The sequence below is a fragment of the Paraflavitalea soli genome (assembly GCF_003555545.1).
GTDB classification, from domain to species: Bacteria; Bacteroidota; Bacteroidia; order Chitinophagales; family Chitinophagaceae; genus Paraflavitalea; species Paraflavitalea soli.
On sequence record NZ_CP032157.1, the window covers coordinates 3,751,547 to 3,777,359 of the forward strand.

21 protein-coding genes are annotated in these 25,813 nt (G+C 46.7%); 8 read left to right on the forward strand and 13 right to left on the reverse strand.

Annotation, left to right across the window (positions count from 1 at the left end):
* Positions 1-184: 184 nt before the first annotated feature.
* The 6 genes from rnr to D3H65_RS13745 all read right to left on the reverse strand — a co-directional run bounded on the left by rnr (position 185) and on the right by D3H65_RS13745 (position 6,003).
* Positions 185-2,248 carry a ribonuclease R gene (gene rnr, locus D3H65_RS13720; RefSeq protein ID WP_119050861.1) on the reverse strand — a complete coding sequence of 688 codons (2,064 nt, stop codon included), beginning with the start codon at positions 2,246-2,248 and terminating at the stop codon, positions 185-187.
* A 9-nt stretch (positions 2,249-2,257) separates the two neighbouring features.
* Positions 2,258-3,334: a tetraacyldisaccharide 4'-kinase gene (gene lpxK, locus D3H65_RS13725; RefSeq protein ID WP_119050862.1), complete on the reverse strand. Its 1,077-nt coding sequence runs from the start codon at positions 3,332-3,334 to the stop codon at positions 2,258-2,260.
* Entirely contained in the window at positions 3,324-3,893 is a 570-nt protein-coding gene (locus tag D3H65_RS13730; protein ID WP_119050863.1) for a 5-formyltetrahydrofolate cyclo-ligase, read from the reverse strand. Before D3H65_RS13730 ends, lpxK begins: the two co-directional genes overlap by 11 nt.
* Complete coding sequence (bioD, locus tag D3H65_RS13735) at positions 3,890-4,519, reverse strand: dethiobiotin synthase (RefSeq protein ID WP_119050864.1); 630 nt, start codon at positions 4,517-4,519, stop codon at positions 3,890-3,892. Before bioD ends, D3H65_RS13730 begins: the two co-directional genes overlap by 4 nt.
* 105 nt (positions 4,520-4,624) lie before the next feature.
* Positions 4,625-5,164, reverse strand: a complete 540-nt coding sequence (locus D3H65_RS13740; RefSeq protein ID WP_119050865.1) for an RsmD family RNA methyltransferase — start codon at positions 5,162-5,164, stop codon at positions 4,625-4,627.
* The gene (locus D3H65_RS13745; RefSeq protein ID WP_162915620.1) at positions 5,155-6,003 is read right to left on the reverse strand and encodes a DUF3822 family protein; all 849 of its coding nucleotides are present in this window, start codon (positions 6,001-6,003) and stop codon (positions 5,155-5,157) included. Before D3H65_RS13745 ends, D3H65_RS13740 begins: the two co-directional genes overlap by 10 nt.
* A gap of 148 nt (positions 6,004-6,151) precedes the next feature.
* Between D3H65_RS13745 and D3H65_RS13750 the strand changes: the two genes are divergently transcribed.
* Positions 6,152-7,525 (forward strand): MATE family efflux transporter, encoded by a 1,374-nt coding sequence (locus D3H65_RS13750; protein ID WP_162915621.1) that lies wholly within the window; start codon positions 6,152-6,154, stop codon positions 7,523-7,525.
* On the opposite strand, the gene D3H65_RS13755 is transcribed toward D3H65_RS13750, so the two are convergent.
* The 4 genes from D3H65_RS13755 to D3H65_RS13770 all read right to left on the reverse strand — a co-directional run bounded on the left by D3H65_RS13755 (position 7,522) and on the right by D3H65_RS13770 (position 10,951).
* The gene (locus D3H65_RS13755; protein WP_119050868.1) at positions 7,522-7,881 is read right to left on the reverse strand and encodes a dihydroneopterin aldolase; all 360 of its coding nucleotides are present in this window, start codon (positions 7,879-7,881) and stop codon (positions 7,522-7,524) included. The two genes, D3H65_RS13750 and D3H65_RS13755, sit on opposite strands and share 4 nt — an antisense overlap.
* 117 nt (positions 7,882-7,998) lie before the next feature.
* Positions 7,999-8,937 carry a thioredoxin-disulfide reductase gene (gene trxB, locus D3H65_RS13760; protein WP_119050869.1) on the reverse strand — a complete coding sequence of 313 codons (939 nt, stop codon included), beginning with the start codon at positions 8,935-8,937 and terminating at the stop codon, positions 7,999-8,001.
* A gap of 183 nt (positions 8,938-9,120) precedes the next feature.
* Positions 9,121-10,008, reverse strand: coding sequence for a DUF4249 family protein (locus D3H65_RS13765; protein WP_119050870.1), 888 nt, complete (start codon positions 10,006-10,008; stop codon positions 9,121-9,123).
* Between the two features lie 85 nt (positions 10,009-10,093).
* Positions 10,094-10,951 (reverse strand): sigma-70 family RNA polymerase sigma factor, encoded by an 858-nt coding sequence (locus D3H65_RS13770; RefSeq protein ID WP_014217201.1) that lies wholly within the window; start codon positions 10,949-10,951, stop codon positions 10,094-10,096.
* 410 nt (positions 10,952-11,361) lie between these two features.
* Here D3H65_RS13770 and D3H65_RS13775 point away from each other — a divergent pair, with 410 nt between their 5' ends.
* From D3H65_RS13775 to D3H65_RS13790, 4 genes are all read left to right on the forward strand, one after another.
* Positions 11,362-11,730, forward strand: coding sequence for a BlaI/MecI/CopY family transcriptional regulator (locus D3H65_RS13775; RefSeq protein ID WP_119050871.1), 369 nt, complete (start codon positions 11,362-11,364; stop codon positions 11,728-11,730).
* A 16-nt stretch (positions 11,731-11,746) separates the two neighbouring features.
* Positions 11,747-13,114 carry a M56 family metallopeptidase gene (locus D3H65_RS13780; RefSeq protein ID WP_119050872.1) on the forward strand — a complete coding sequence of 456 codons (1,368 nt, stop codon included), beginning with the start codon at positions 11,747-11,749 and terminating at the stop codon, positions 13,112-13,114.
* Positions 13,111-15,132, forward strand: coding sequence for a M56 family metallopeptidase (locus D3H65_RS13785; protein WP_119050873.1), 2,022 nt, complete (start codon positions 13,111-13,113; stop codon positions 15,130-15,132). Before D3H65_RS13780 ends, D3H65_RS13785 begins: the two co-directional genes overlap by 4 nt.
* A gap of 354 nt (positions 15,133-15,486) precedes the next feature.
* Complete coding sequence (locus D3H65_RS13790; RefSeq protein ID WP_119050874.1) at positions 15,487-16,584, forward strand: AhpC/TSA family protein; 1,098 nt, start codon at positions 15,487-15,489, stop codon at positions 16,582-16,584.
* A 58-nt stretch (positions 16,585-16,642) separates the two neighbouring features.
* Here D3H65_RS13790 and D3H65_RS13795 read toward each other — a convergent pair whose 3' ends face one another.
* Positions 16,643-17,872 (reverse strand): AIR synthase related protein, encoded by a 1,230-nt coding sequence (locus D3H65_RS13795; RefSeq protein ID WP_119050875.1) that lies wholly within the window; start codon positions 17,870-17,872, stop codon positions 16,643-16,645.
* A 151-nt stretch (positions 17,873-18,023) separates the two neighbouring features.
* On the opposite strand from D3H65_RS13795, the gene D3H65_RS13800 reads away from it, so the two are divergent.
* Entirely contained in the window at positions 18,024-19,019 is a 996-nt protein-coding gene (locus D3H65_RS13800) for a bifunctional riboflavin kinase/FAD synthetase (RefSeq protein WP_119050876.1), read from the forward strand.
* On the opposite strand, the gene holA is transcribed toward D3H65_RS13800, so the two are convergent.
* Entirely contained in the window at positions 19,003-20,001 is a 999-nt protein-coding gene (gene holA, locus D3H65_RS13805) for a DNA polymerase III subunit delta (protein WP_119050877.1), read from the reverse strand. The two genes, D3H65_RS13800 and holA, sit on opposite strands and share 17 nt — an antisense overlap.
* 230 nt (positions 20,002-20,231) lie before the next feature.
* On the opposite strand from holA, the gene D3H65_RS13810 reads away from it, so the two are divergent.
* Positions 20,232-21,209 carry a hypothetical protein gene (locus D3H65_RS13810; protein WP_119050878.1) on the forward strand — a complete coding sequence of 326 codons (978 nt, stop codon included), beginning with the start codon at positions 20,232-20,234 and terminating at the stop codon, positions 21,207-21,209.
* A gap of 66 nt (positions 21,210-21,275) precedes the next feature.
* Here D3H65_RS13810 and D3H65_RS13815 read toward each other — a convergent pair whose 3' ends face one another.
* Complete coding sequence (locus tag D3H65_RS13815) at positions 21,276-24,752, reverse strand: hypothetical protein (RefSeq protein ID WP_119054504.1); 3,477 nt, start codon at positions 24,750-24,752, stop codon at positions 21,276-21,278.
* A 177-nt stretch (positions 24,753-24,929) separates the two neighbouring features.
* Here D3H65_RS13815 and D3H65_RS13820 point away from each other — a divergent pair, with 177 nt between their 5' ends.
* Positions 24,930-25,784 carry a hypothetical protein gene (locus D3H65_RS13820; protein ID WP_162915622.1) on the forward strand — a complete coding sequence of 285 codons (855 nt, stop codon included), beginning with the start codon at positions 24,930-24,932 and terminating at the stop codon, positions 25,782-25,784.
* Positions 25,785-25,813: the final 29 nt, after the last annotated feature.

The following is a 25,813-nucleotide window of genomic DNA, read 5'->3' on the forward strand; positions in this document are numbered from 1 at the left end:
AATGAATATCATTGTCTAAATTACCGGGATGAAAAAAACAGGCTTGCTCCTATTCTTTATTGGTGCGCTGGCGCAGTGTAGTACTGCCCAACAAAAGCCCAATGTGATCTATATTAAAATGAAGCAGTGACCTGGAGGCCACTGCTTCGGTATTAGCTGATCACATGGAAGGAAGTCCCTTCTGTTATGATTTTTTGCGTTTGCCGCCCTTGCCCCTTTTGGGTATCGGATAGGATGGCTTTTGCAGACCCGCCTCTACTTTATCATCACCGGCGGTGGCGGTGATCACCCACTCGTAATCCAGCTGGCGTTTGGTGAGGTTGGCTGCGATCACTTTGATCCGCACTTTATCGCCCATCCTGAACTTACGGCCACTGCGCATACCAGCCAGGCTGTAATCGCCTTCTATAAGACGGAAATCATCGTATTCCAGCAGGCTGTTGATGCTTACCAGCCCTTCGCATTTGTGTTCGATGGTCTCTACCCAGAATCCAAAGGCAGCTACGCCACTGATGACGCCTTCAAACTCATCGCCCAGGAAATTCTGAATGTACTCTACCTGCTTGTATTTATTGGCTGCCCTTTCAGATTCCATGGCACTGCGTTCTTTTTCGCTGCAGTGTTTGCATTTCTGCTCCATCTTCTTATCGGGCTCAATCTTTTCATTGAGGATATCAAACAACACACGGTGCACCATTACGTCGGGGTACCGGCGTATGGGTGAAGTGAAGTGGCAGTATTGTTTAAAGCCCAGGCCATAGTGACCGATATTTTCTGCTGTATAGATAGCTTTGGCCATGGTGCGGATGCCCAGTTGTTCCAACACATGCTGCTCCGGCTTGCCCTGTACATCTTTCAGCATCTGGTTGAAAGACCTGGCAATGCCTTCGGGTGATTTGGTATCAAACTCGTGGCCGTATTTACGGGCAAAAGCGGCAAAGGGCTCCAGCTTCTTTTCATCGGGAGTATCGTGCACCCGGTATGGGAAGGGAATCTCTTTTTTATTGAACTTGATCCTGGCAACGCTCTCTGCAACGGTTCGGTTGGCCAGCAGCATGAATTCCTCCACCAATTGATGGGCCTCTTTGCTTTCTTTGATCATGATGCCAATGGGCTTCCCTTTCTCATCCAGTTTGAAACGCACTTCCTGGGAAGAGAAATTAATAGCGCCTTTCCTGAACCGTGCTTTGCGAAACTTCTGCGCCAGGGTATTGAGAATAAGTACTTCATCTTTGTACAAACCTTCTTCTTTCTCAATGATCTCCTGCACCTGCTCGTAGGTAAAGCGATGATCGGAGTGAATGATCGTTTTGCCCAGCCAGTGTTGTTTTACATCGCCTTTGTCGGTGATCTGGAAGATGGCTGAAAAGGTGAGCTTGTCTTCTTTGGGACGCAGGGAGCACAATTCGTTGGATATCCTTTCGGGCAGCATGGGCAGTACCCTGTCTGGCAGGTACACGGAGGTAGCTCTTTCGTAGGCTTCCTTGTCCAGTGCGGTATCCGGTTCTACGTAATGGCTTACATCGGCAATGTGCACGCCGATCTCATAGTTACCATTCTTGAGTATGCGGAAGGAGATAGCATCGTCAAAATCCTTGGCATCTACGGGATCGATGGTGAAGGTGAGTGTTTCCCGCACATCCTTGCGGTTCTTGATCTCCGCCTGGGGAATGATATCGGGTATACGGGCTGTTTCTTCCAGTACATCATCGGAAAAGGCCAAGGGAAACCCGTTCTGCATGAGGATCTCCTTCATGGCAATGTCATTGTCATCGCCTGGCTGCATCACCTGCACCACTTCGCCTACAGGCTTTTTGTTGGGCTGCCATTCCACAATCCGTACGATCACCCGGTCCTTGTCTTTCGCCTCGTGGAGGCTGGTGAGGGGCACAAATATATCGGGCATGGGCTTGTCTACATCAGCAATGAAAAACGCAAAGGTCTTTCCCACTTCTATCCTGCCCATGAACTGGGTTTGCTTACGCTGTACTACTTCCACGATCTTGCCCTGCTGACGGCTGCTTTGCCGGCCACCGGTATTGACCACTCTTACACGCACGGTATCGCCATGGAGGGCTGTATTAAAATCGCCGGGGCGCACCAGTATATCACCGGCATTGTTGGGTATGACCACGTATCCTACTCCGGAACGGGTGATATCCAATACCCCTTTCAGGGAATCCTGATCAGTAAACCCTTTTTTCTTCTTAGGCTTGTTCTTACTCTTCTTTGATTGTTTCTTACTCATCGCAAGTGTTTAAGGCCTGAATGTAAATTCCTTAATGAATGTAGTGATTAAATCACTAAATACCTGTTCTTCGTTGAACAGGAACTGCACTTCTATCGGAATTACATACACAGGCAATTCTTTTAATTGTTGTTCAAATTTTACCAACCGTACAGCATCTTTTTCGGTGGTGAGAATGATCTTGTTGGTGGTTTGCATGTTGTCAAACCGTTTTACGATCTCTTTCAGATCATCAATGGAGAAGATGTGATGATCGCTGTACGGGATCTCATAGTAGGTTTTAGATACTTCCTGCAGGTACCTTTTGAGGGGGGCAGGATTGGCAATGCCACTTACCAGCAATACTTCCATGGAATCGTTCACCGGCAGCTCATTGCGGTGAAGGATATGGTAAGGTAGGCCATACCGTATGGCAGAAAAAAATACGTGCTGGTGTGGCAGGGGGCGTATTTCTTCCAGGATGGCCTTTCTTTCTTCCGGCGAAAGATCGGGCCGGCATTTGGTAACGACCAGTATATCGGCTCTTTTATAGCTGTTCTTCTCATCGCGCAGGTCACCGGTAGGCAGAAACCAGTCGCGGGTAAACAGGTTGCTATAATCCGTCAATACGATATTAAGACCTGCCTTCACAGTACGGTGCTGGAAAGCATCATCCAGCACGATCACCTGGGTACCGGGCTTATCATGGAGCAGCTGGGGAATGGCCACTACGCGCTCCTCTCCCACGGCAATACTCACTTCCGGGAATTTGAGGTGGAATTGCATAGGTTCGTCCCCTATTTCCAGGGCAGTGGTACCTGCACCGGCCAGGGCATACCCCCTGGTCTTGCGTTTATATCCCCTGCTTAATACGGCTACTTCCATATGGCTATGGAGGATCTTCAGCAAAAACTCTACCATGGGTGATTTACCGGTACCTCCGGCAGACAGGTTGCCTACGCAAATAACTGGCAGGTTGAAGGAAGATGATTTAAGAATATTCTTATCAAACATCCTGTTGCGCAACCATATTACAGCGCCGTAAACCAATGAAAAAGGGAATAATAATATTCGTATGGGCCGTAGCAGTGGAGCGTTAAAATTCATAATTACGATACGGTGTGATACAAAAGTTTAAAGGTACATCAAATTGGTTGATGTCCTCAATGCCCCGTACGGCTTCGAAAAAGGAGAATCCAACGCGTATGATATCATGGCGGCAACGGGCCAGGTAACGGTCATAATACCCTTTGCCATAGCCTATGCGGTAGCCTTTTTCATCAAATGCCACCAGGGGTACAAATATCATATCCAGCATTTCGGGCTCTATGATATGGCCGCTGATGGGCTCCAGTACATTGAACCTGTTCTTGATAAAAAGGCCTCCTCTTTGCACCAGGGAAGCTTCCATTTCGGAAGAATGTTCTTCAATGCGGGGCCAGGCAGTTTGCATGGAAGGATTTTGCTGTTTGAGCATATCCTCACAAACAGACACATCGAATTCACGCCTTGCCAGGAGGGGTGAAAAAGACATCAGGAACTTAACGGGTGGGAAGGATAACTTCTTAAAGTTAAACGCCATAAGGGCAGTTTGTTGCTGGAGATCTTCTTCGGGAATGTCCATCCTGCGTTGCAGGTATTCCTTTCGAACGGTTCTTTTTATCATAGAAATCCTTTCAGTCGCTTTTGAAGGGTGGCCGCTTGCGCCTCGATAAATTTTCCGTCTGCTGCTTTCGTATAAGGTACAGATGCTATCAGTGGGTAGTTGCTCCAGTGTACGATCTCTTCTTCGTAGTGAAGATACTGGTCATTGAATATCCATCCCAATACCGGCAAATTCATCTCCCTGCACACACGGGCGGTTAATAATGAATGGTTAATACTCCCCAGGTAATTGCGACTTACCAAAATAACGCCAGCTCCCAGGGCCTTTACAAGGTCTGCCACAAATTCCGATCCGTTCAACGGGACCAATAATCCTCCGGCGCCTTCGATGATCAAATTACGACTAATTGGTGGAACCTGCTCACAAATTTTTTGAATAGAAATGGTAATACCTTCCTCCCTGGCGGCAATATGCGGGGATGCGGGCATCTTCAGTTTGTATACTTCGGGATGTATAACCGATGTAGTATCCGTTAGCGCATGGCGCACATATTCGCTGTCGGTGCCTTCCTCGTAACCAGCCTGAATGGGCTTCCAGTAATCCGCCTCCAGGGCTTTGGTCACTATGGCTGAGATGAGGGTCTTACCTACGCCGGTGCCGATACCGGTAATGAATATCTTGTTCATAGCTGCGGTTGTTCAGCCACGAGCCACGAGCTGCGAGCTGCGAGCAAATACAGCAACATGTGCCTAAAAGCTCGTAGCTCGAAGCTCAAAGCCCGAAGCTATTCTTTACTTATTTACAAAAATGCTGAAAATAGTGGTTCCGTAGTTGCGGGCAGTAACAAAGAGGGGATAGTTCTCGTACTTATTGCGGGGTGTATGTTCCAGTACAAACCAGCCACCAGGCTTCAGCAATTGCCTTTCCACCACTTTTTTGGGCAGCTCATCAATAGTGGTGAGGGCATAGGGCGGACCGGCAAATATAAAATCAAACTGTTCGGTGCACTGGTCCAGGAATTTAAACACTTCCATTTTGATGACCTTGAAATTGGTGAGCTTCAGGTCCTGGGCTGTTTTCTTAATGAACTCATACATCACGGGATCTTTCTCTACGATGGTACAATCTTCGGCGCCGCGGGAAGCCAGTTCATAACTGATGCTGCCGGTGCCGCCGAATATGTCGAGTGTTTTGAGGGCCTCAAAATCCAGGTTATTCTGCAGGATATTAAAAAGACCTCCTTTGGCAATATCGGTCGTAGGACGTGTATGCGGCATATTAGCCGGTGGATTGATACGTCGTCCTCCCAATTCGCCACTGATTATACGCATAAGGCCATGTTCAGCAAGGGTGAAAAATAGTGCGCCGGATAGGACTCAAATGCTTCATGCAGGCGTGAGCTTTCAGTGATTTCCTCCCATTCAAGGTGGAGGAAATACTTGAACAACTCCTGGTACAGGATGGATTGCTCATCCAGTAAGCCTGATATTTTCAGTATGACCTGTTCATTGTCAAGATCAAACCTGTTGCACAAGGCCAGCAAATGATAAGATACGTCATCGGGGGTATCGTACTGGTAGGTTTGTATCAGTTGCAGGGCATGCTTCTTAAACACAGCTACAATGATCCTGTCGGAAGCTACTATCACTTTCAATACGCCATCGCCGGATGATTCTTTTTCAATACCGGAAAGCATGATGGTATAGTAGTGCCAGTATTTGCCGGCGGCAAATTTGTGCTGCATCAGGGCATGGGCTTCCCGGGGAATGCGGTAAATATTATAGACGTTCCAGCCGGGTATCTTTTCGCTCAGCAGCAATCCTTTGTGGGCATTGCCAAAAACCAGTTCGGTCACCGGTTTATTCAGTTCAATATGAAAGAGTTTTTCCGGCAACAGGTTGCTATCAGTATAATGATAAATAACGAATGCCTCGCGGTAGGAAAGCTGCAACAATTCATCACCGGCGAGTATCTCCTGCAATGCTTCCATCACCGGCTTGCCAGGCATAAAATCGAGGTTGTATTGACGCAGGCCCATAAAACGCTGCTCCTGCTTGTTGTACAACACATAACTAAAAACCTTTTCACCCACTTCCATGAGTAACAGGCTGTTCTGCATTTCTTCCTGCCGGGCATTTTCCGGAATAATATCAAATGTTGCTTTCAGCATATTATTTAGAGGTGCAATAATACACGAATTATACCAATTACACGCATGACGGCCTCCTGCAATGTGGGGAGGGCCATTTGCCGGTAATGAATTAAATTTGCAGGTTCTACAACAGCACCATGAGGATTGGGGGGTAGTTAATAAAGTTATGGCCACAGTTATACCGAATGATTTAAGGGTAGAAGTTTCCAACCGACAGATACTGAAGATCGCCTTGCCGATCAGCTTTGCATTGCTAGTACCGCAGATCAATTTCATCACCAACAACATTTTCCTGGGGGGCCTGGGGGAACAGGAACTGGGTACAGCCGGCCTTACGGGGGTATATTACCTCATTTTCGCAGCGATTGGTTTTGGCCTGAACAATGGGTTACAGGCATTGATCGCCCGCCGGGCAGGGGAAAACCGCGTGGATGAGATCGGAAAGCTGTTTTCGCAAGGAGTACGGATCGCGCTCATCATTGCTGCCATTGGCATTGCGCTTACCTTTTTGGTGGCGCCCACTATATTGAAGTATTCGCTGCACGATCAAAAGGTATTGCAGCAATCTGTGCACTTCCTGTACATCCGCATCTGGGGCCTGCCCTTCCTGTACATCTACCAAATGCGCAATGCCCTGCTGGTAGGCACTAACCAAAGTAAATACCTGGTGATCGGCACGCTGGCGGAAACAATAGCCAATATATTCTTTGATTATACATTGATCTATGGCAAACTGGGGTTCCCGGCAATGGGTTTTAACGGGGCAGCTATCGCCTCGGTCATCGCAGAGGCCACGGGCATGCTGGTGGTATTTGCGGTGATCCATCGCAAAGGGATCAGCAAACGTTTTTCGCTGTACAAGCATTTTGGTTACCAAAAGGATATCTCCAAACTAATACTGGTACAATCTTCTCCGCTTATTTTCCAACATGCCATCAGTGTGATCAGTTGGATATTCTTCTACATATTGGTAGAGCGACATGGCTATTCACAAGGACATAGTAACCGCGACCTGGCGATCTCCAATACGATGCGTAACCTCTTCGGCTTTTTTGGGGTATTCACCTGGTCATTTGCGGCTACTACCAATACGATGGTCAGCAATGTGATTGGTCAGGGCAGGAAGGACCTGGTGATATCACTGGTTCAGAAAATTGTACGCATCAGCTTCTGCATAGCCCTTGTCATCGCCCTATTGCTGAATTTCTTTCCGCATGTACTGCTCTCCGTTTATGGACAGGATGCCTCCTTTGTAACAGATGCCATTCCCGTGGTACGGGTGGTTTCGAGCGCCCTGGTGTTGATGTCATTTTCTACGGTATGGCTGAATGCAGTAACCGGCACAGGCAACTCTACGGTAAACCTGGCCATTGAAGCAGCAGCCATTACGCTCTATTGCTGCTACATTTACCTGGTACTGGAAGTATTCAAATGGTCCATCACCTGGGGCTGGATGTCGGAATGGCTGTACTGGACTACCTTGTTCTCACTTTCCTACTGGTATATCCGGAGCGGGAAGTGGAAGAAAAAGGAAATTTAAACATCATACTTCTTGTGCATGGTAATGCCCAGCTTGCCCTGGATGTTCTCGATGGGAGGTTCCAACTTGTAGATGGAGATGATGATCTCGGTGGAGAAGGGATATTGATGTTTGAGTTTGCGGATAATGCCTTCGGCTACTTTCTCGAGCAAGGGAGTTGCTACCTTCATCCGTTGTTTTACGATGTCAAATACATCCACATAATTGATGGTATTCTTCAGGTCGTCGAACTTAACGTGGCCCTCATCATACGTTATTTTCAGGCTCACTTCGTAAAGGCTTCCTGTTTTTTGTTCTCCTTCATAAAGACCGTGATACGCCTGTAACCGAATGTTGTGTAACTCAATCGTAACCATAAGTGAAATTTGGACCCCGTCTTTTCGGGACGGGGCCAAATTAGAAAGAAGTAAGGAATTGTAATATTATTTTTTCGGTATCACAGAAAGCATTGTTACCCAAGCGGCCAGGGAGGATCAGACCAGTCCTTTGGCCGATAAATAACGTTCTGCATCCAGGGCAGCCATACAGCCGCTACCGGCAGCCGTTACAGCCTGGCGGTATATCTTATCCTGCACATCACCGGCTGCAAAAACACCTTCTATATTCGTTTTGGAGGTACCGGGAATGGTTTTGATATAACCGGCTTCATCCATATCGATCACTCCTTTAAAGATGGTGGAATTGGGCTCATGGCCGATGGCTACAAAGAAACCACTGATGGCAATGGTTTGCTTTTCGCCGGTCTTGATATTCTTAATGCGAACAGCATCTACTTTGTTCTCGCCCAGCACTTCATCTGTTTCGGTATTCCAATATACTTTGATATTGGGGGTAGCCAGCACCCTGTCCTGCATTACTTTAGAGGCACGCATGGAATCACGACGCACAAACATATGCACGGTAGAAGCCAGCTTGGACAGGTAAAGGGCTTCCTCGGCAGCTGTATCGCCAGCGCCCACAATGGCTACTTCCTTGGTGCGGAAGAAAAAGCCATCACATACAGCACAAGCGCTCACCCCAAAACCATTGAGGCGCTCTTCACTTTCCAGGCCCAGCCATTTGGCGGAGGCGCCGGTAGCAATGATCACGGCATCTGCTTCTACCAGCTTTTCATCATCGATCCACACTTTATAGGGCTGTTGAGAAAAATCAACCTTTGTAGCCAGTCCAAAGCGAATATCAGCGCCCATGCGGGTAGCCTGCTTTTCGAAATGGATCATCATTTCAGGGCCTTGAACACCATCGGCATAACCCGGATAGTTTTCCACCTCGGTAGTAATGGTTAATTGACCGCCGGGCTGAATACCCTGGTACAATACGGGCTTCATATTAGCCCGTGCTGCATAGATAGCGGCTGTATATCCTGCCGGTCCGGATCCTATAATCAAACAATGTACTTTTTCGCTTTCCATAAATCTGTATTCTTAAAGAAAATTTGACAAAATAACGCCAAAACTGTTAACAATGCGTCAAGTCAGTTAAGACCTTAATTCACTGTGTATAACCTTGCGTATAGTAAAACAGTTAATCAGTTGAAAAGTTGACAGGGGGTGAGACCACCTTTCAACCCTTTAACTTGTCAACCTGTAAACCTATCACCGGGGGATCACCAGGGTAGAATACTGCACGGCGTAGCCGCCAAAATAGCCCAACCCGCCTCCTTGTATATTGCTGAGCACTTTAACGGGAGAAGAAAAGGGATTGCCAATACTGGTGTAATTGTACTCCATGGTGCGCCAGAAATCGAAGGTTGCTTTGTCAATATTACACAACTTCACACTCACCACATCGCCCCGGTTGAAGAAGGCATAGTCTTCCAGGTCGATGGACTCATTCCTGTCTACACCATGCTCCACCTGTACCTCATAGGTTTTCCCATCTACGATCTGGTCATCAAACACGGAATTGAGCCCTGGCAGGAAAGGGTCTCCATTGGACTGGGTAAAATACCGGATATAATTACCAAAACCGGGGGGATCGGTGGTGCGCCCCATGATAATGACCTTGCCGGTATCGGGATTACTGGGTGCAGGCAGCCACCAAAGAGAATCAAAGGTTTTGGTAAGGTTGGGAATGGTAGTTACGGCGGTATATTCTTTCCCACCGGTTTTTACCTGCAGGGAATAGCTTTTGTTGAATTCTCCGGGGAAAGCGGTGGCCAGGTTGGCGGAGTCGATGGAATAGTAATAGACGGTATAGCCATTATTGGCTGGTAAAGCATATTCTTTGAGGCGGTGGGTCTTGCTGCCATTTGAAATATTGATCTCGGCCTGGTGAATAAAGGAGGCGGCCAATGAATCGGGTGATATTTTGCTAAAATAATGGAGGCTATGGGAAAGAATGACGATGGGCGGCTGCCCGTTCTCAATAGTGGCTTCTATCACCACAGCCGGCTCTGCATTGCGGGGTGTAAAAGAAATAGCCTTTTCGCAGGACACCAAGGTTCCTACCAGGAGTATTACCAGTACCAGGCGCTTGAGCATACCTTATAAAGATAGAATAGAATGGCAACAAAAAACCCGGCTGGCTTTCACCATACCGGGCTTTTATGTTGATTAACGTACTATACTAACCTAAATATGCTTTGAGCGCGTTGCTGTAACGGGCTTTCTGTAAACGTTTGATCGCTCTTTCCTTGATCTGACGGATACGTTCTTTGGTAAGATCGTATTTCTGACCGATCTGCTCAATGGTAACACCATTTTCGCCATCCAGGCCAAAATAAGCGTTTACGATCTCTGCTTCACGGGGGCTGAGGGACTTCAGTACCCGGCGGATCTCATTGCGCAGGGAGTCTTTCATCACATCATCATCGGTATCATCGCCACCTTCGAGGAGGTCGCCCATGGCCACATCTTCTGCTTCATGCACAGGGGCATCGAGGGAAGTGTGACGGGTATTGCTCTGGAAAATATTGTTGATCTCGGTTTCGCTCATTTCAAGTAACTCGGCCAGTTCTTCGGTGCTGGGCTCGCGCTCATGCTCCTGTTCGAAAGCCATATAAGCTTTGTTGGCCTTATTATAAGTTCCGATCTTATTTTGAGGAAGGCGTACGAGACGACCCTGTTCGGCCAAAGCCTGCAGGATAGACTGACGGATCCACCAAACGGCGTAAGAGATGAATTTAAAACCTTTGGTTTCATCGAAACGCTGAGCAGCTTTGATCAGACCGAGGTTACCCTCGTTGATCAGATCACTGAGGGATAAGCCCTGGTGTTGATACTGCTTAGCCACGGATACCACGAAACGTAGGTTAGCCTGTACTAACTTATCCAATGCTTTCTGATCGCCCATCTTGATCCGTTGGGCGAGTACAGTTTCCTCTTCAGGAGTGATCATTGGAATTTTAGAGATTTCCTGCAGATATTTCTCTACTGCCTGCGAGTCGCGATTAGTTATCTGGGTAGCAATTTTGAGCTGTCTCATATCAAATTTCTAAGTAATAAAATAACTGTTTCAGGGCAGGGTACAGTATCAACAATAAATAGACTGAGAAAGTTCAGGGCAGGTTGCAAATCAACTGCAAATGAGCTGTTAATGTGTCCGATCCGTCCAGAACCGTCTGCAAAAATAACACGCAATCCCGAAATCTCATAGCTTTTGTGGATAAAAACAAAGCTGTGGAGGGTATACTTCGGATTGAATGTCAGCACAAACGATTGTCCATAGGGGGTGATAGTAAGCTGTAATCTGCGCCAACACTACTATAGACGCCGTAACTATTCAATTCCTGTGCGCAATAAAAAAAGCTCAAATTAATTGTGGATAACCCTTAAAAAAAGATTTTGTAACTAAGAAAATAGTTATAGATTTGGGGTACAACTAAATTCTTAGTTATGAAACCACTCACCAAAGCAGAAGAACAGGTTATGCTGGTCGTATGGGACCTGGGCCAGGGCTTTTTAAAGGACATTATGGAGCATATCCCGGAACCAAAGCCCCATTCCAATACGGTGGCTACGCTGTTAAAAATCCTGATAGAGAAAGAGTTTGTGGAATATGAGGTGCAGGGCCGTAATAACCTGTACAAACCCAGGGTGAGTAAGGCGGCTTATGGCCAGAAAAGTGTTAACCAGCTGGTGAAGGGATATTTTGAAGGTTCTCCCGCAAAGCTCGTGTCGCAATTTGTGAGTGACAACAAACTGAGCCAGGAAGAGCTGCAAAAACTGCTGGAACAGATCAAAAACGCCCAAAACAACCAATAACCCCAAAACAACCAATATGCTCATTTTATCCTACCTGGGGAAGATGGTGCTTTGCTCCGGCATCCTGCTGGGCTATTACTGGCTTTTCCTGCGCAACAGGCGTTTTCACCACTACAACCGGTTTTACCTGCTGGCTACCCTCCTGCTTTCTTTTGTGTTGCCTTTGTTCAAGATACCGGTGTTTAATGAAGCTACCGACACCCTGAACCAGGTGGCCTACCAAACGGCCAGGGCGGTTACCTTGCAGCCATTCGTACAGCAGGTAGCTATACCGGTACAGGAAACTTCCTCCTTTTTTACGCTTACGAACTTACTATGGGTATTGTATGGCACCGGCGTACTGGTATTGCTGGTCATACTGGGGCGTTCTATATGGCATATCCGCAAAATAGCGAAACGCTACCCCTATGAAGTGGTGGAGAGAATAAAGTTTTACCAGACTCATGAACCGGGTACTCCTTTTTCCTTTTTCCGGTCTATTTTCTGGAATAAGGAATTGAACCTCACCAGCCCGCAGGAACAACAGGTATTCCGCCATGAGTTATTCCATGTACAGGAAAAGCACAGCGCCGATATAATGCTGGCCGAATTGATCACAGCCGCAGCCTGGTTTAACCCCTTCTTTTATCTCATCAAAAAAGAATTGAAGGTCATTCATGAATTCCTGGCCGATCAATTTGCAGCTTCTGAGAGCAATCACTATCAATATGCCGAACTGCTGGTACAGCAGGTAATGACCAGCCGCAAACTGTCTGTCTCCCATCACTTTTTCCAAAACCAGCTGAAAAGACGGATTGCCATGATCACGCAACTCAATCAATCAAAATATGGCTATTGGAGCCGGGTAATGGTATTGCCCATCCTGGTGGTGCTCTTCTTATCGGTGAGCCTGCACGCCCAGGAACGGAAACGGGATAAGGGCAATACTGAACGGACAACAGCCAATGTAAAGGGGGAAGAGCCGGTGGTTCCCCATGAAGTTTACGAAGAAATTAAGAAGCAGGGCCAGGTGGTGGTAGGTGAAGTACTGAGATTACCTGTTGCTCAATTCAGGGAACGCATCCATAATGAAGGCAGCGAGCTCGATGTATCGCTGGTTACTAACTGGTGGGTAATAGAGATAGAGAAAAGAGATAAAAAATACAAGAGCTATGCAAAAATCCCAGATGTACAGAAAGGATTTGAACGGGCACTTGTCGAAAATATAGCCGAACAAAAGTATCTGCTGATCAAGAAGATGAACAAGATGCAAAGTACTGGCTATAAAAGCAGGTTGCCCCGGGAATTAGAGTTGCAGCTCCTGGACGAATATGTGAAGGGATTGGAAGAGGAGGGCCTAAGCCTGTTACAACAGCTCAATGAGATTAAAAACAACCAGCCATGATACTTATAACGTACCTGGGAAAAATGGTGCTTTGCTCCGGCATCCTGTTGGGTTATTATTGGCTTTTCCTGCGCAACAGGCGCTTCCACCATTACAACCGGTTTTACCTGCTGGCTACGCTGGTATTGTCCATTGTATTGCCATTTATCAGGATACCGGTATTCGAAGACCCCGGCATGCTGAACCAGGTAGCTTATAATACAGCCAGGATTGTGACACTGCCACCGGTAGCGCAACCGGAGGGTAAACCTCTGGAGGAACTGCAGTCTTCCACTTTGTTTACACTCTCCAACCTGTTGTGGCTGCTGTACAGTATTGGTCTGGTATTTCTATTATATACCCTTGTACGCGGCCTGTGGTATATCCGGAAAATATCGAGACGTTATTCCTTTGAAGTAGTGGAAAAATTAAAGTTCTACCAAACCCGGGAACCGGGAACGCCTTTTTCGTTTTTCCGCTCCATCTTCTGGAATGATCAGCTGAATTTCAACAGTGCACAAGGTCAACAGATCTTCCGCCATGAATTGTTTCATGTGCAGCAGCAGCATACGGCTGATATATTACTGGCAGAGGCAATCACGATGCTTGGATGGTTCAACCCCTTTTTCTACCTCATTAAAAAGGAACTGAAAGCCATTCATGAATTCCTGGCGGATCAATATGCAGCCTCGGGCAGCAACCAGTACCAATATGCAGAACTACTGGTGCAGCAGGTGCTGACCTATCGTCAGCAATCGTTGCCGCATCACTTTTTTCAAAATCAATTAAAAAGACGCATTGCTATGATCACTCAACTCAACCAATCCAAATACGGATACTGGAGCCGGGTAATGGTATTACCTGTGTCGCTCCTCTTGTTCTTTTCGGTAACCTTATATGCCGGGCAGCAAAAAGAAAAGCAAGCCGGATCTCCTGATAACACTACTGTTGTGAACCAGGAAAATGACGTTTACCGTACGGACACCACACCCACCCTTAAGCTGAAAGCAGCCAAAGAGGCCCTAATGGAACAGAACCGCAACCAACAGCTCTTGTTCGAAAAAATACAGCAAGACAACATGGAGAAAAAATTGCAGGAATTAAAATACGAGGCGGAACTGAGAGAAAGAATTAAGGATTCTGTAATGTATTATAACGATAATAAAGAGCAAGCGTACCACAACAAAGAAAAAATGTTCTATGAAGAAAAGGTAAAAGGAACGGAGCTCGAAAAGATCCGTGCCAGGCAGGAAGTGCTGACACAAATTTTAAAGAAGAAAGAGACACAGGCAGATAAAAACATAAATACCCTCTTGCAAAAGGAACTGCAGGAATTGAAGGTCCAGGAAAAGGTATTGCAGGAAAAGGACTATACAGAGAAGGCCGCCAAAGACCACGTGTATGACCAGGCATTAAAGACGGAAGGAGATATAGCCCTCGTACTGCAAAAGAAAGCAGCGGAGCAGCTTGAGACGCATGTGGCTAAAGAGACCAAGATGCAATATGAAAGAGCGGAGCTCCAGCAAAAGCAAAAAGTAGATGCGCTTAAGTTGCAGCTCGAAAAGGAACAAGCCTTACTGGAAGCAGCCCAAGCGCGGAAGAAAGAAAGACTGGAGTTTGACCAAATAGAGCTGGCCAAAAACCCCAGGATGCTGTATGCTGAAGACACGGTACAAAAAACAATTATCCGCTTTTTCAATAAGAACTTCCGGTATCCGGTGGAAATGCTGGATCATGGCGGAGAAGGATCGATCTGGTATGCTGTTTCACTGGATGAAACAGGTAAACTGAAGGATTATGAAATATACCCATCGGCGCCGGCTGCTGCGCAAGGCCATGTGCAGCCTATTGTGATCGTAGGATTTGTTCATAAAGACAAGGTGCCGGGTTCTCCATTAAGCGAAGAAAGGATCAGGGAGTTGATGAATGCGGAAGTAAAGAACCTGTCAGCAAAAAACGCTTCTATCTTTGGTCCTCATACAGTAACCCCCGGCCGTTATTTTTATAAAGCGACTTTCAGGCTTGAAAAAGGGAAATAATATCCCAACTATTCATGACGCGTAATAACGAACTTACCTTGTCGAGAATGATGCGTCCGGAAATGCGCACACGCTGTATCAAAACCGATCACTTATCCAGTAATTATTATTGTCATAACTACTGGTTTTCAGTGATTAGCAAAGTGGCACACCGCTTGACTCGAAATGAATGGCATATACCACTATCTACTTCAAAACATTACTTTTTTTCTATACGCAAGTTAACCTTCGTTAACTACGGGGCGGGTTTCCACCTGCCCCTCCTTATTTATTCAATTTACTGAAAAAAAAGGACGTTTCTGTTCTTATTGTATAAGCTGCCATTAACAACTCCCACACATAAACTAATTAAGTATGAAATACCTGTTTCTAATGATATGCTCATTGAGCATGTTAATGGTCCGTGCGCAACAACAAGTGACCATCAATGCCAGGGTCACGGGCCTGAAAGAAGGCGATAAGGTCTTCCTGATCTCCAATCATCAGGACTGGCGCGATTCAGCATTGGTAAAAGATGACCGGTTTCAGTTCAAGCTGTCCGTACCGGAAGGCAGCGCCTATACCATGCAGCTTACGCGCGCCTATCTTGACGGCCAATTCCGGGAGTTCTACCTGGAAGAAGGTACACTCAACCTGGAGATCAAACAGGGGGTATTTTACAACTGTCGTATTTCAGGAGGTTCTTTTGCAAAAGATCAACAGGATTTTTATACGCGCATAGACCAGCTCAATTTTCACCAAAAGATAGCAGTCAATGGTAAAAAATTACAGGAAGCTCAAAAAAATAAGGATACAGCTACCCAAACTGTACTCGAAAAGGAGTGTAAACAACTCCTTGCCTTGCGGAATTCGGCCGCCCAACAATGGGCCGTTCAACACAGCAGCTCTCCCGTGAGCAGCTTTGCCCTGTATAGCCTTGGTATGCCCAACAATATGCAGCAAATGGAAGAATTGCTGAACAAGCTATCCACTGCTGCCAGGAATAATGCACCGGGCAAGTACTTCCAGCAAAAAGTAGAAGCATGGAAAGCTACCGCGATCGGGAAAATAGCCCCGGACTTTGTACAAAATGATACAGCCGACAAGCCGGTGACCCTACAGGATTTTCGCGGTAAATACGTATTGATCGATTTTTGGGCAAGCTGGTGTGCTCCCTGCCGCGCAGAGAATCCCACTCTCATAGCGGCCTGGCAGAAATACAAAGACAAGAACTTTACGATACTCAGTGTTTCCCTGGACGATAAAAAGGAGCCTTGGTTAAAAGCTATTCAAAAGGATCAGCTTCCCTGGACGCATATCTCCGATCTCAGATCCTGGGATAATGCAATTGCCCGGCAATATGGTATTGGGTCTGTACCCGCCAATTTATTGCTAGATCCGGAAGGCAGGATCATAGCCAAAAACCTCCGGGGAGAAGGGCTGGAAAAACAACTGGCAGCCACACTCCATTGATGGGTTATCATCGTATGGTGTGCAACTGCCAGACTGTATTAACAGATGAGTTGTTTAACTAAAATATGATCTCTTCACCGGCGGTCCTGAGTACCAGTTCTTTTTTGGTACCGGCCTCTACCCTACCCACGATCTTTGCTTCAATGCCCAGGGCTTCTGCCGCTTGTATTATCGCGGCGGCAGATGCTTCTGGCGTAAATACTTCGAGGCGGTGGCCCATATTGAATACCTGGTACATTTCGCGCAGGTCGCTGCCGGAAGCTTTTTGAATGATCTTGAATATCACCGGTGGTTCAAACAAGTTGTCCTTTACAATGCGGAAATCACCGGGCAGGTATTTCATGCATTTGGTTTGCCCGCCGCCACTGCAATGGATCAACCCATGAATGGCATCAAAATGCTTGTTGAACAATTCTTTTAGCAAAGGAGCATAAGTACGGGTGGGACTTAACAAGAGCTGGCCAATCGTAAGCTGCGAGCTCCCGCTATGGCGGGACAAGTTGTGAGTTGTGAGCTGCGAGCCAGCCTCCAGGTCGTAACCTGCATCTTTTAAAGAATCGGTCATTTTGTGTGGCCCGATATAGACCACCTCATCACTCAATGAGTTTTCGTATGATTCCTTGAATTGCTGTGCATAGAATTTGCCGAGCACATCGTGCCGGGCGCTGGTAAGGCCATTACTGCCAATACCGCTGTTGTAAGTGGTTTCATAAACGGCTTGTCCATAGCTGGCAAAACCTACAATCACATCACCAGGCTGGATCTTTTCGTTGGTCACCAGTTGTTGTTTGGGCCAGCGGGCAGTCATGGTTCCATTTACTGCAATGGTGCGCACCACGTCGCCTACATCGGCAGTCTCTCCGCCCAGGAAATGGATATTGACACCGTATTGTTTTAATTCATCAAAGAATTCCTGTGTGCCATTGATGATCACTTCCAGCACTTCACCTGGTACGCGCGATTTATTGCGGTCGATGGTAGAGGAGAAAAGCAGGTTATCGTGAATACCTACACAAAGCAGGTCATCGAGGTTCATTACAATGGCATCCTGGGCAATGCCTTTCCAAACGGAAATATCGCCCGTTTCCTTCCAGTAGAGATAAGCCAGGATACTTTTGGTACCGGCGCCATCGGCGTGCATCAGGTTGACTGCATTGTTATCGCCCGTGAGGTAATCGGGGTATATTTTGCAAAAAGCGTAGGGATATAAACCCTTATCCAGTTTCTCGGTAGCCTTGTGAACTTCTTCTTTCTGAGCAGACACGCCCCGCTGTGAATATAAACTCATGGGGGCAAAACTAAGAAAGAAGTCCGGAAGTTGGAAAAGTCCGAGAGTCGGAAAGCTGAAAATACAGGCCTGGAAAGCGTGAAAAGTCCGGGCTTACGGCCTTTCAGACTATGGAATTTCCGGACTTTCAGAGTATTTTCGCACCGCATTTATGAAAGTTTACCATTCTACAGACAATATACCTGCCTTTAACCGGGCGGTGCTCACCATAGGTACATTCGACGGGGTACACCTGGGGCATTGGCAAATACTGGAGCAATTACAGGAAGAAGCCCGGCGGATAGGCGGAGAAACGGTCATTATCACGTTCCATCCGCACCCCCGCAAAGTGGTTTCGGCTGAACAGCCTGCTTTTCACCTGCTCAATACGATTGAGGAAAGGATTGAATTGCTGGAAAAATGTGGTATTGATCACCTGGTGATCGTACCCTTTACCGCTGATTTTGCGCAGCAGACGCCGGAGGCCTATATAGAGCATTTTTTGATAGAAAAGTTCCATCCGCATACGATCATCATCGGATACGACCACCGCTTTGGACAGGGCCGTACAGGCAATTATAAACTATTGGAAGTCTATAGCGCGCGTTCAGGCTTCCGGCTAATGGAGATACCGCCGCATGTCATTGACGAGAATACAGTGAGCTCTACACGCATCAGGCAGGCCATCCTGGAAAGCCGGATCGAACAGGCCAATAGCTTACTGGGCTATGATTTCTTTTTCGAAGGCACGGTAGTGGAAGGTAATAAACTGGGCAGGGTGTTGGGCTATCCCACCGCCAACCTGCGCATGGAAAACGAGGAAAAACTGGTACCGGGCAATGGCATCTATGTGGTGGAAGCGGAGATCATGGATCGTGAATCGGCAATCGGCAATCGGCAATCTTTTGATTCGCCGATCGCTCTCCCGGGAACCATCAAAGGCATGATGAGCATCGGCATACGACCTACTATCACGGATAACAGGCGAACCATCGAGGTAAACCTGTTTGACTTCAATACCAACATCTATGGACGTACGCTTCGGGTATACGTAAAGAAATACCTGCGGGCGGAAGAAAAGTTTGATGGCCTGGAAGCACTGAAGGAGCAACTGGCCAAAGACAAGGAAGACACGCTTCATTATTTTGGCCTTAATTCATCATCTTAGCCACCATCTCTTTCAACAGGGAAGCGTCTGATGTACCCACATCATTCACACCAATGCTTTTGAGGTTGTATTGATGTAATAATAGCAAGGCGCTTTCAGTACCCCCGTACCCGTAATTTTTTGCGGTAAGCAGGTAGTCTTTCACAAACCAGGCATTAACACCGATATTCAGCGCAATTGTTTTATCATCTTTGGCAGTCTGCCCAAAGATCATATAGGTTTTACTGAACAGGTTGTACAGGGCGGGCAATACCAGCTGGATAGGCGCTGCTTTGGGATTAGCCTCAAAATACTGGATGATGCGCATGGCTTTGGCAAGGTCCCTGGAAGCAACGGCGCTTTGCAGTTCAAATGGGTTGTATTCCTTGCTTACACCTACATATTTTTCAATATCATCTTCGGTAATATTCTTGCGCTCGCCCAGGTTCACCAGCATCTTATCGATCTCATTGTTGATGCGGCTAAGGTCATTCCCAATATGGTCCACCAGGAGCAACAAAGCTTTCTGAGACATGGAATAACCTTTTGACTGCACCAGTTCGTTGGTCCAGTCGGGCAGCTGGTTATCATACATCTTTTTGGTTGTAAGCATCTCCCCTTTTTCTTTGAGGGTCTTTGCCAGCTTGCTACGGCCATCTACTTTTTTTTCTTTATATGATACAACGAAGATGGTAGACTTTAAAGGATTCTCTATATAAGGTTCCAATTTGTCAATATCCCGCATTTGCTGGGCTTCTTTTAACAATACGACCTGCTTGTCTGAAAACATGGGATACCGGCGGCATGCATTGATGATATCAGGCCAGCTGGCGTCCTTACCATAAAATACAGTGAGGTTAAAACCAGCCTCCGCCTCACTCAGGATATGGTGCTCGGCATAGTTAACAACCTTATCAATAAAGAAATCTTCCTCTCCTTCCAGCCAATAGATAGGTTTAAATTGCTTTTTCTTCCAATCAGATAGTATTTTTTCAGCAGACATGGGGACGTAGAATATTTGAAATTGGTGCAATATTACACCAAAAAAGGTCTTGTTTGGGGAGTAAATATACACAGCTATAACACAATACTATACTACATTTCAGCGTTTTTCACCCCGCCATTCCACCTCCCTTTGGGAAATTCTGGCATGGTTTTGGACTAACCCATTATCGTAAACCTAATAAAGGGGTTAGAACCCAAATTTTAAACTTTTGAAAACACATATTAACTATGAGCACAACCAATTATCCATCAGCTAGTCCTCAAAATCAGCCTCCTAAAAAGGATTCTAAAAATCTGATCATCGGTCTGTTGGCCGTTGGTATCCTTGGTACATGGGGTTATTTTCTGTGGGACAAAAACAAATCTGACCAACAGATCACTTCTCTGCAAACTCAATATGTTGCAGTAGATTCTTCCAAGAATGAATTGCAAAAGAGCTTTGATGCAGCGGTTATCCGCCTGGATTCACTGACCGGTTATAACAATGAACTGGAAGGTAAATTAAGCGAGCGTAACAGCGAGATCCAGAAGATGAAAAATAACATCGCTGCCAAACTGAAAAAAGAAAGGCTGACCGAAAGAGAGAAAAAAGAACTTGCTGCACAGATCACTGACCTGAATAGCAAGATCAATAACCTGGAGCAGGAAGTTGCCCGTCTGACCCAAGAGAATCAGGTGCTGACTACTGAGAAGACTCAGTTAACAGCTGACAAAGAAAAGCTCTCTACTGACCTCGCAACCACCAATACTGCCAAGCAGGAATTGGAGAAGAAAGTAGACGTAGCTTCTACCCTGAATGCTTCCAGCATCGCTATCACACCGATCGACGAAAGAAGCGGTGGCAAAGAAAAAGTAACTACTACTGCAAAACGCGTAGACAAACTGGTTATCTCTTTCGATGTTGACAATCGTATTGCTGCCGGCGGTGCAACCGACGTATATGTAGCAGTAACTGATCCGGAAGGAAAGCCTGTAACTGTTGAAGCACTGGGTTCCGGTACTTTCACTACCCGTGAAGAAGGCGACAAGTTCTACACTTTCAAAATGCCTGTTACTATCGAAACTGGTAAGAAAGTACACGTAGAATATCCCTGGAAACAAAACAGCGGTTTCAAGAGAGGTAACTACAAGATTGAGGTTTACCACAATGGCTTCAAGATCGGAGAAGGTGTACGTGAGCTGAAAAAAGGTGGCATCTTCGGATAATCACTAACAGATATTTAAGAAATAAAAAGGACCGTTCCGGCTATACCGGAGCGGTTTTTTTATGCCTTATAGCAATGCCCTGATGGCTGCTCTTCCAATATGTACTACCCTTGAAGTGCCTGGTTTACGGCCCTCGTATTGGATATTTATTTCCAGGCTGTTGGACAGGCGCTTGGTAAGGTCCAGGTTCCAGAGGAAGTTCTTACCAGGCAACAACCCATCGAGTATGATATAGGCAGAAGGTGAATTGGTATTGGGGACAGCATCGAGGGAACTAAAAGTAATATTGTTGTAAGTAAATCGTGTTTGTATAGACGTGCTCTGCAGGATGTTGTATTTAATTTCCGAGGTCAGTGCATTGGACATTGATTTTTCCTGGCTTCCCGTTTGGTTTTCCTTCTCTGTAAATTTATATCCTACCATGGCGCGGAAACCGGCCCCTTTTGTAAACGTAAGCCTGGGCTCTACTGCATACTGATCGATCTTGAAATTGCGGTTGCTGAATTTAACATTGGAATTGGTGAGTTGATTGATGCCTGTCTTGCCACTCACTTCCAACATGAACAGACGGGTAATATTCCATCGGCCGCGCAGGTTCCATTCATCCAGTTTACGGCTTTCATAACCATAAGTGAGTAATGATTTACTGCTATTGCGGGAATTGTTGACATCAAACCCCCATTTGGGGCTGAACCGGTTATAAGAAAACGTATTGATAAAAATAGAGTTCAGCGTGATGAGGGAGGTATCGCTTAAAGGCGCTTTAAAGGGATTGAACTGTACAATGCCCCTGGCTATTTCTTTTTTGTTGAGCTGCAGGGAAGATTGAAGGTTTACATTGGCCAATAGCTTCATGAAACGCTTAGCATCGGTCAGGTTAATGATAGACCTGGGATTGAGCCCTACGGTGTAATTGAAGGTATTGTAATTGGCTTTCACAAATTGATTGGTAGGGATAAAAATGCGGATGTACTTGGCCTGGTCCTGGAATAAGGCAACCTCAAACTCGTTGAGCTGCTGGATGCCATCGTTATTGTAATCGATCCAGGTATATTCACCCTGTCCTGCGGGCACTTCCAGGTAAGCATAATCACGCTTCTGCTCCTGCCCTGCTCCTACTTCATACAATACATTGCCGGTTACCAATCCTCCCCATTCATTCACCAGGTATTCGGCCCTTCCCAACAGGCTATTATCGGCCTTCTGGGTAGTTACCTTATCATTGAGGATAGTAAGTGTACGGTAAGTACCATTGAAACGGAACTGGTGCCTTTCATTTTTGAGGAGCTCAGCAAATACATTCACATTATGGCTGCGATCGGAGGTAGCCAGCTCTTTCCCTAATGGATAGGCGTTGGTACGGGTAAAGTAAATAACACCCCAGCGATTGGGTTTGGTCACATCTGATTTAACGGAGACCTGGAAATTCTCAAAGGAGAAGCTTTGCGCCTGTACAGAATCGGATATCTTATTGTGGATCTCATTATGCTCAATGGAATAATTAAGGCCCAGGGTATAGTTCTTCAACGCCGGGAAAGCGCGGGACACGTCGATGGTAGGGCGTAGAAAGTATCCTTTATCCGTGATGCTGTTCACGTTGGAATACATAAATACATTGTTCAGCTTCCAGCCTTTGATGGTATGGTAATGACTGATGGTATTACGAATACCGGTAAAACCGGTACCGCGGTTATAGTGGGTAAACTGGTACTTGAGGGAGTTGCCTTTTGCATCTGCCAGTTGAGCCGCACCGGTGGCGATGGCCTCATTTTCGGGTGTTACCTGCAGGGGCAATCCCCAGTCGCGGGTAAACTCTACATTCCTTAAACGCTCCAAGGGTTTAAATTTAGCCTCCACATATTCAAATCCACCTTCTGTCACCAATTGAAGGCCTACTTTGGATGCCTTAAAGGGTATGGTATTTTTCAACTGCACTTTACCGGCATATCCTTTATCATTACCCTTATCTTTCGACGAGAAAGTATTGACATCATAATTACTCATGGCCACCTCGGTATTCAGCACGGTGTTTTTGGTGATGTTGTAATCAATGCCTACACTAATGAGCTGCTGTTTTTTAGGCGTTACCAGCAATACCGCCGGCTCATACTGTCCCTGCTTTTTCCCGTCTACCGGTTCCACCCAGCGGTACACTTTTCCATTGGCCCCATTGAGGTCGGGAATGTAATCACCATTACCCACCCCCACATCGATAAAGGAGAGGCTGTAGCGGGCGCTGTCGGGACTGGTGGTGTATACATAGATTGAGTCGCGGGCAGGGGCGCCAATCCAGGTGGTATCGATCTTCTTGTACAATATCTTTCCGGCAGCAAAGGTATCGAGGGTAGCAGTGGGATAAAAAGCCCTTGATATGCTATCGCCAATGGTATTGAGGAATAGCTTTTGTTTGGGATCCAATGACTGGTTGATGGGCGAGCTTTTGGCGTCGGCATTGTTGAAGAAACCGATGCGCAGTTTTAACTTCTCCCCCATTTTCACCTCATCGGCCAGGTAGATGTTTGAGTTCAGGTAGTTCCGGTCGGCATATTCAAACTCTACCTGTATCCGCCTGTCCTTGGTGATCATTCGTTTGGGTGTAAAGGCAATTTCAGCAGTATTGTAATTGATCACATAATCCTGGTCTTCCCCGCGCTGCAACAGTTCGCCATCGATGTATACCCGTTCTGTATTGGCCAGCACGACAAAGAAAAATTCATTGTTGGCGCCCTGCAGGCGGTAAGGACCCTGGTTGCCTTCCTGGCCATTGAATACATTGCGGGTAAACTTGCCTTTGGCAATAGAGCCGCTCACCAGCAGGTTGTTGCTGATAGAAGGGGTAATGGCGGTATTGGTCTCAAAGGAGATTCCTTGCAGGCGTTTATAGAAATTAAGAAAATAGCTCTGCTGCTGACGAATATCTATATCCCCCAGGCTTAATGACCAGTTCTTTTTCCTGAACTGGAGGAAGATGCGGTCAAACTCATTCAACTCCTGGGTGGTGCCATCGGGCTGGATGGGAATATTATTGTCGGTGATGGCGGCTACGATCTCAATGCTATCGGCCAGGTAGCCGTTCAGCTGCAGGTTGAGGTTGGAGGTGACCACGGCATCCTGGCTGTTGCCAAAAGAGATAGCCCGGCCAAAACTACCATTGTAATTGATATTACCGAAGTTGAAGAACCCTTCGGCTTGCGATACACCGGCATAATTGGGTGCAAAAGGCTGCCCGATAAAGTTGTTCATGATGCTGTCGTAGGCCATCCTGTTGACCACAGCATTGAGTTTGGCAGGGAATACGCGGTAGTAGATGACCAGGGTGTCCAGTGGCGGCCTTGTTTTCCAGGTGAGCAGGGCATTCACATAATCGATGGTATAGAGGCTGTCCGGGGCACCCAATACAAATACCGTTTTGGGGACGATGCTTACCGAATCCAATTGGGTGATGGGCTGACTGGCCAGAATGGTCTTTTTGCGAAGGTTGGACAAGGGCTTCTCCGTCCGCGGAGCCTGGGCAAAAGCCGGCTGCAGTAAGGGTAGACTCAATAAAGCGAGTATCAGGATCCTCCCGATCAACAGGTGAAATTTCTTGTAGGTTATAGCGCTTAAAATTAGTATTTTATTGCCTCAACACAGGCTTTTATGCTGTTTATCAATAGCCGCCGTGGGCATGCAACGCAAAAGCCGCCTATTCTGTCAACCCTTAACCATACACCCTATAACATGAGGAAAATTTTACCCTTTACCCTGTTCATACTATTGCTTACCAGTTGTACGCGATACGCTATATACCAAAGCCCGTTACACATCAACACCAACCAATACAGGCCCACTCCCATGCACCAGGAAGGCACTCCTGCGGCCACCTATGCCGGCTTCCACTTTGCGGCTGGCGGCGCCAACCACCGTTGGCATGATCCCACGTACAGTTTTGCCGGCACTTTACACCGGAGTCATAATTTCGGCAATTTCCAGGCATCTTATGGCACCAACCTGATACTGGGGAACTATTCTGTAAGGGGCTTTAACATTATGGACTCTATTCCTTTCTCCGATCGCGCCGCATTTGATATAGCAGGTATCAACAGCCGTGCTGGCAACAAATTTTTCGGCGCCTGGGGATTTACCGGCAGCATCAATGTACGGACAGATGTGGGCAAAGGCGAATGGAGGGTGCTGGGAACTGAATTGACCTGGAACAACGAATTTGGCGAGTATCAGTCCTATCGCCGTAAGCTGCCCCCGGGTATGGCCACGATGGTAGACCGGCACCGCAACTATTTCACCTATGGCTTTTTTACCGAGATACTGGGGCCTGTCGGAGCCGGCCAAACGCTCGGCTATAAGGTTGCCTGGATAGCGGCAGCCCACCAGGTCCATGACGAAAGAGGGATCGGTCAGGACTTTGGACGCGAAAACTACCACCCTGGTTATCTTTCACAAACCCTGCATTTTACATTTGGCACTACCACGCTCTATGGCGCATTCAGCCTGGGCTCCTATGCATTCGATTGTAAAGTGGGCGCCAGTCTGCGGCTTTCCAACATGAAAAAGGCCGGCAATCATGCCAGCCTATAGAATATATTTAACGAATAAGTATTAAGCAT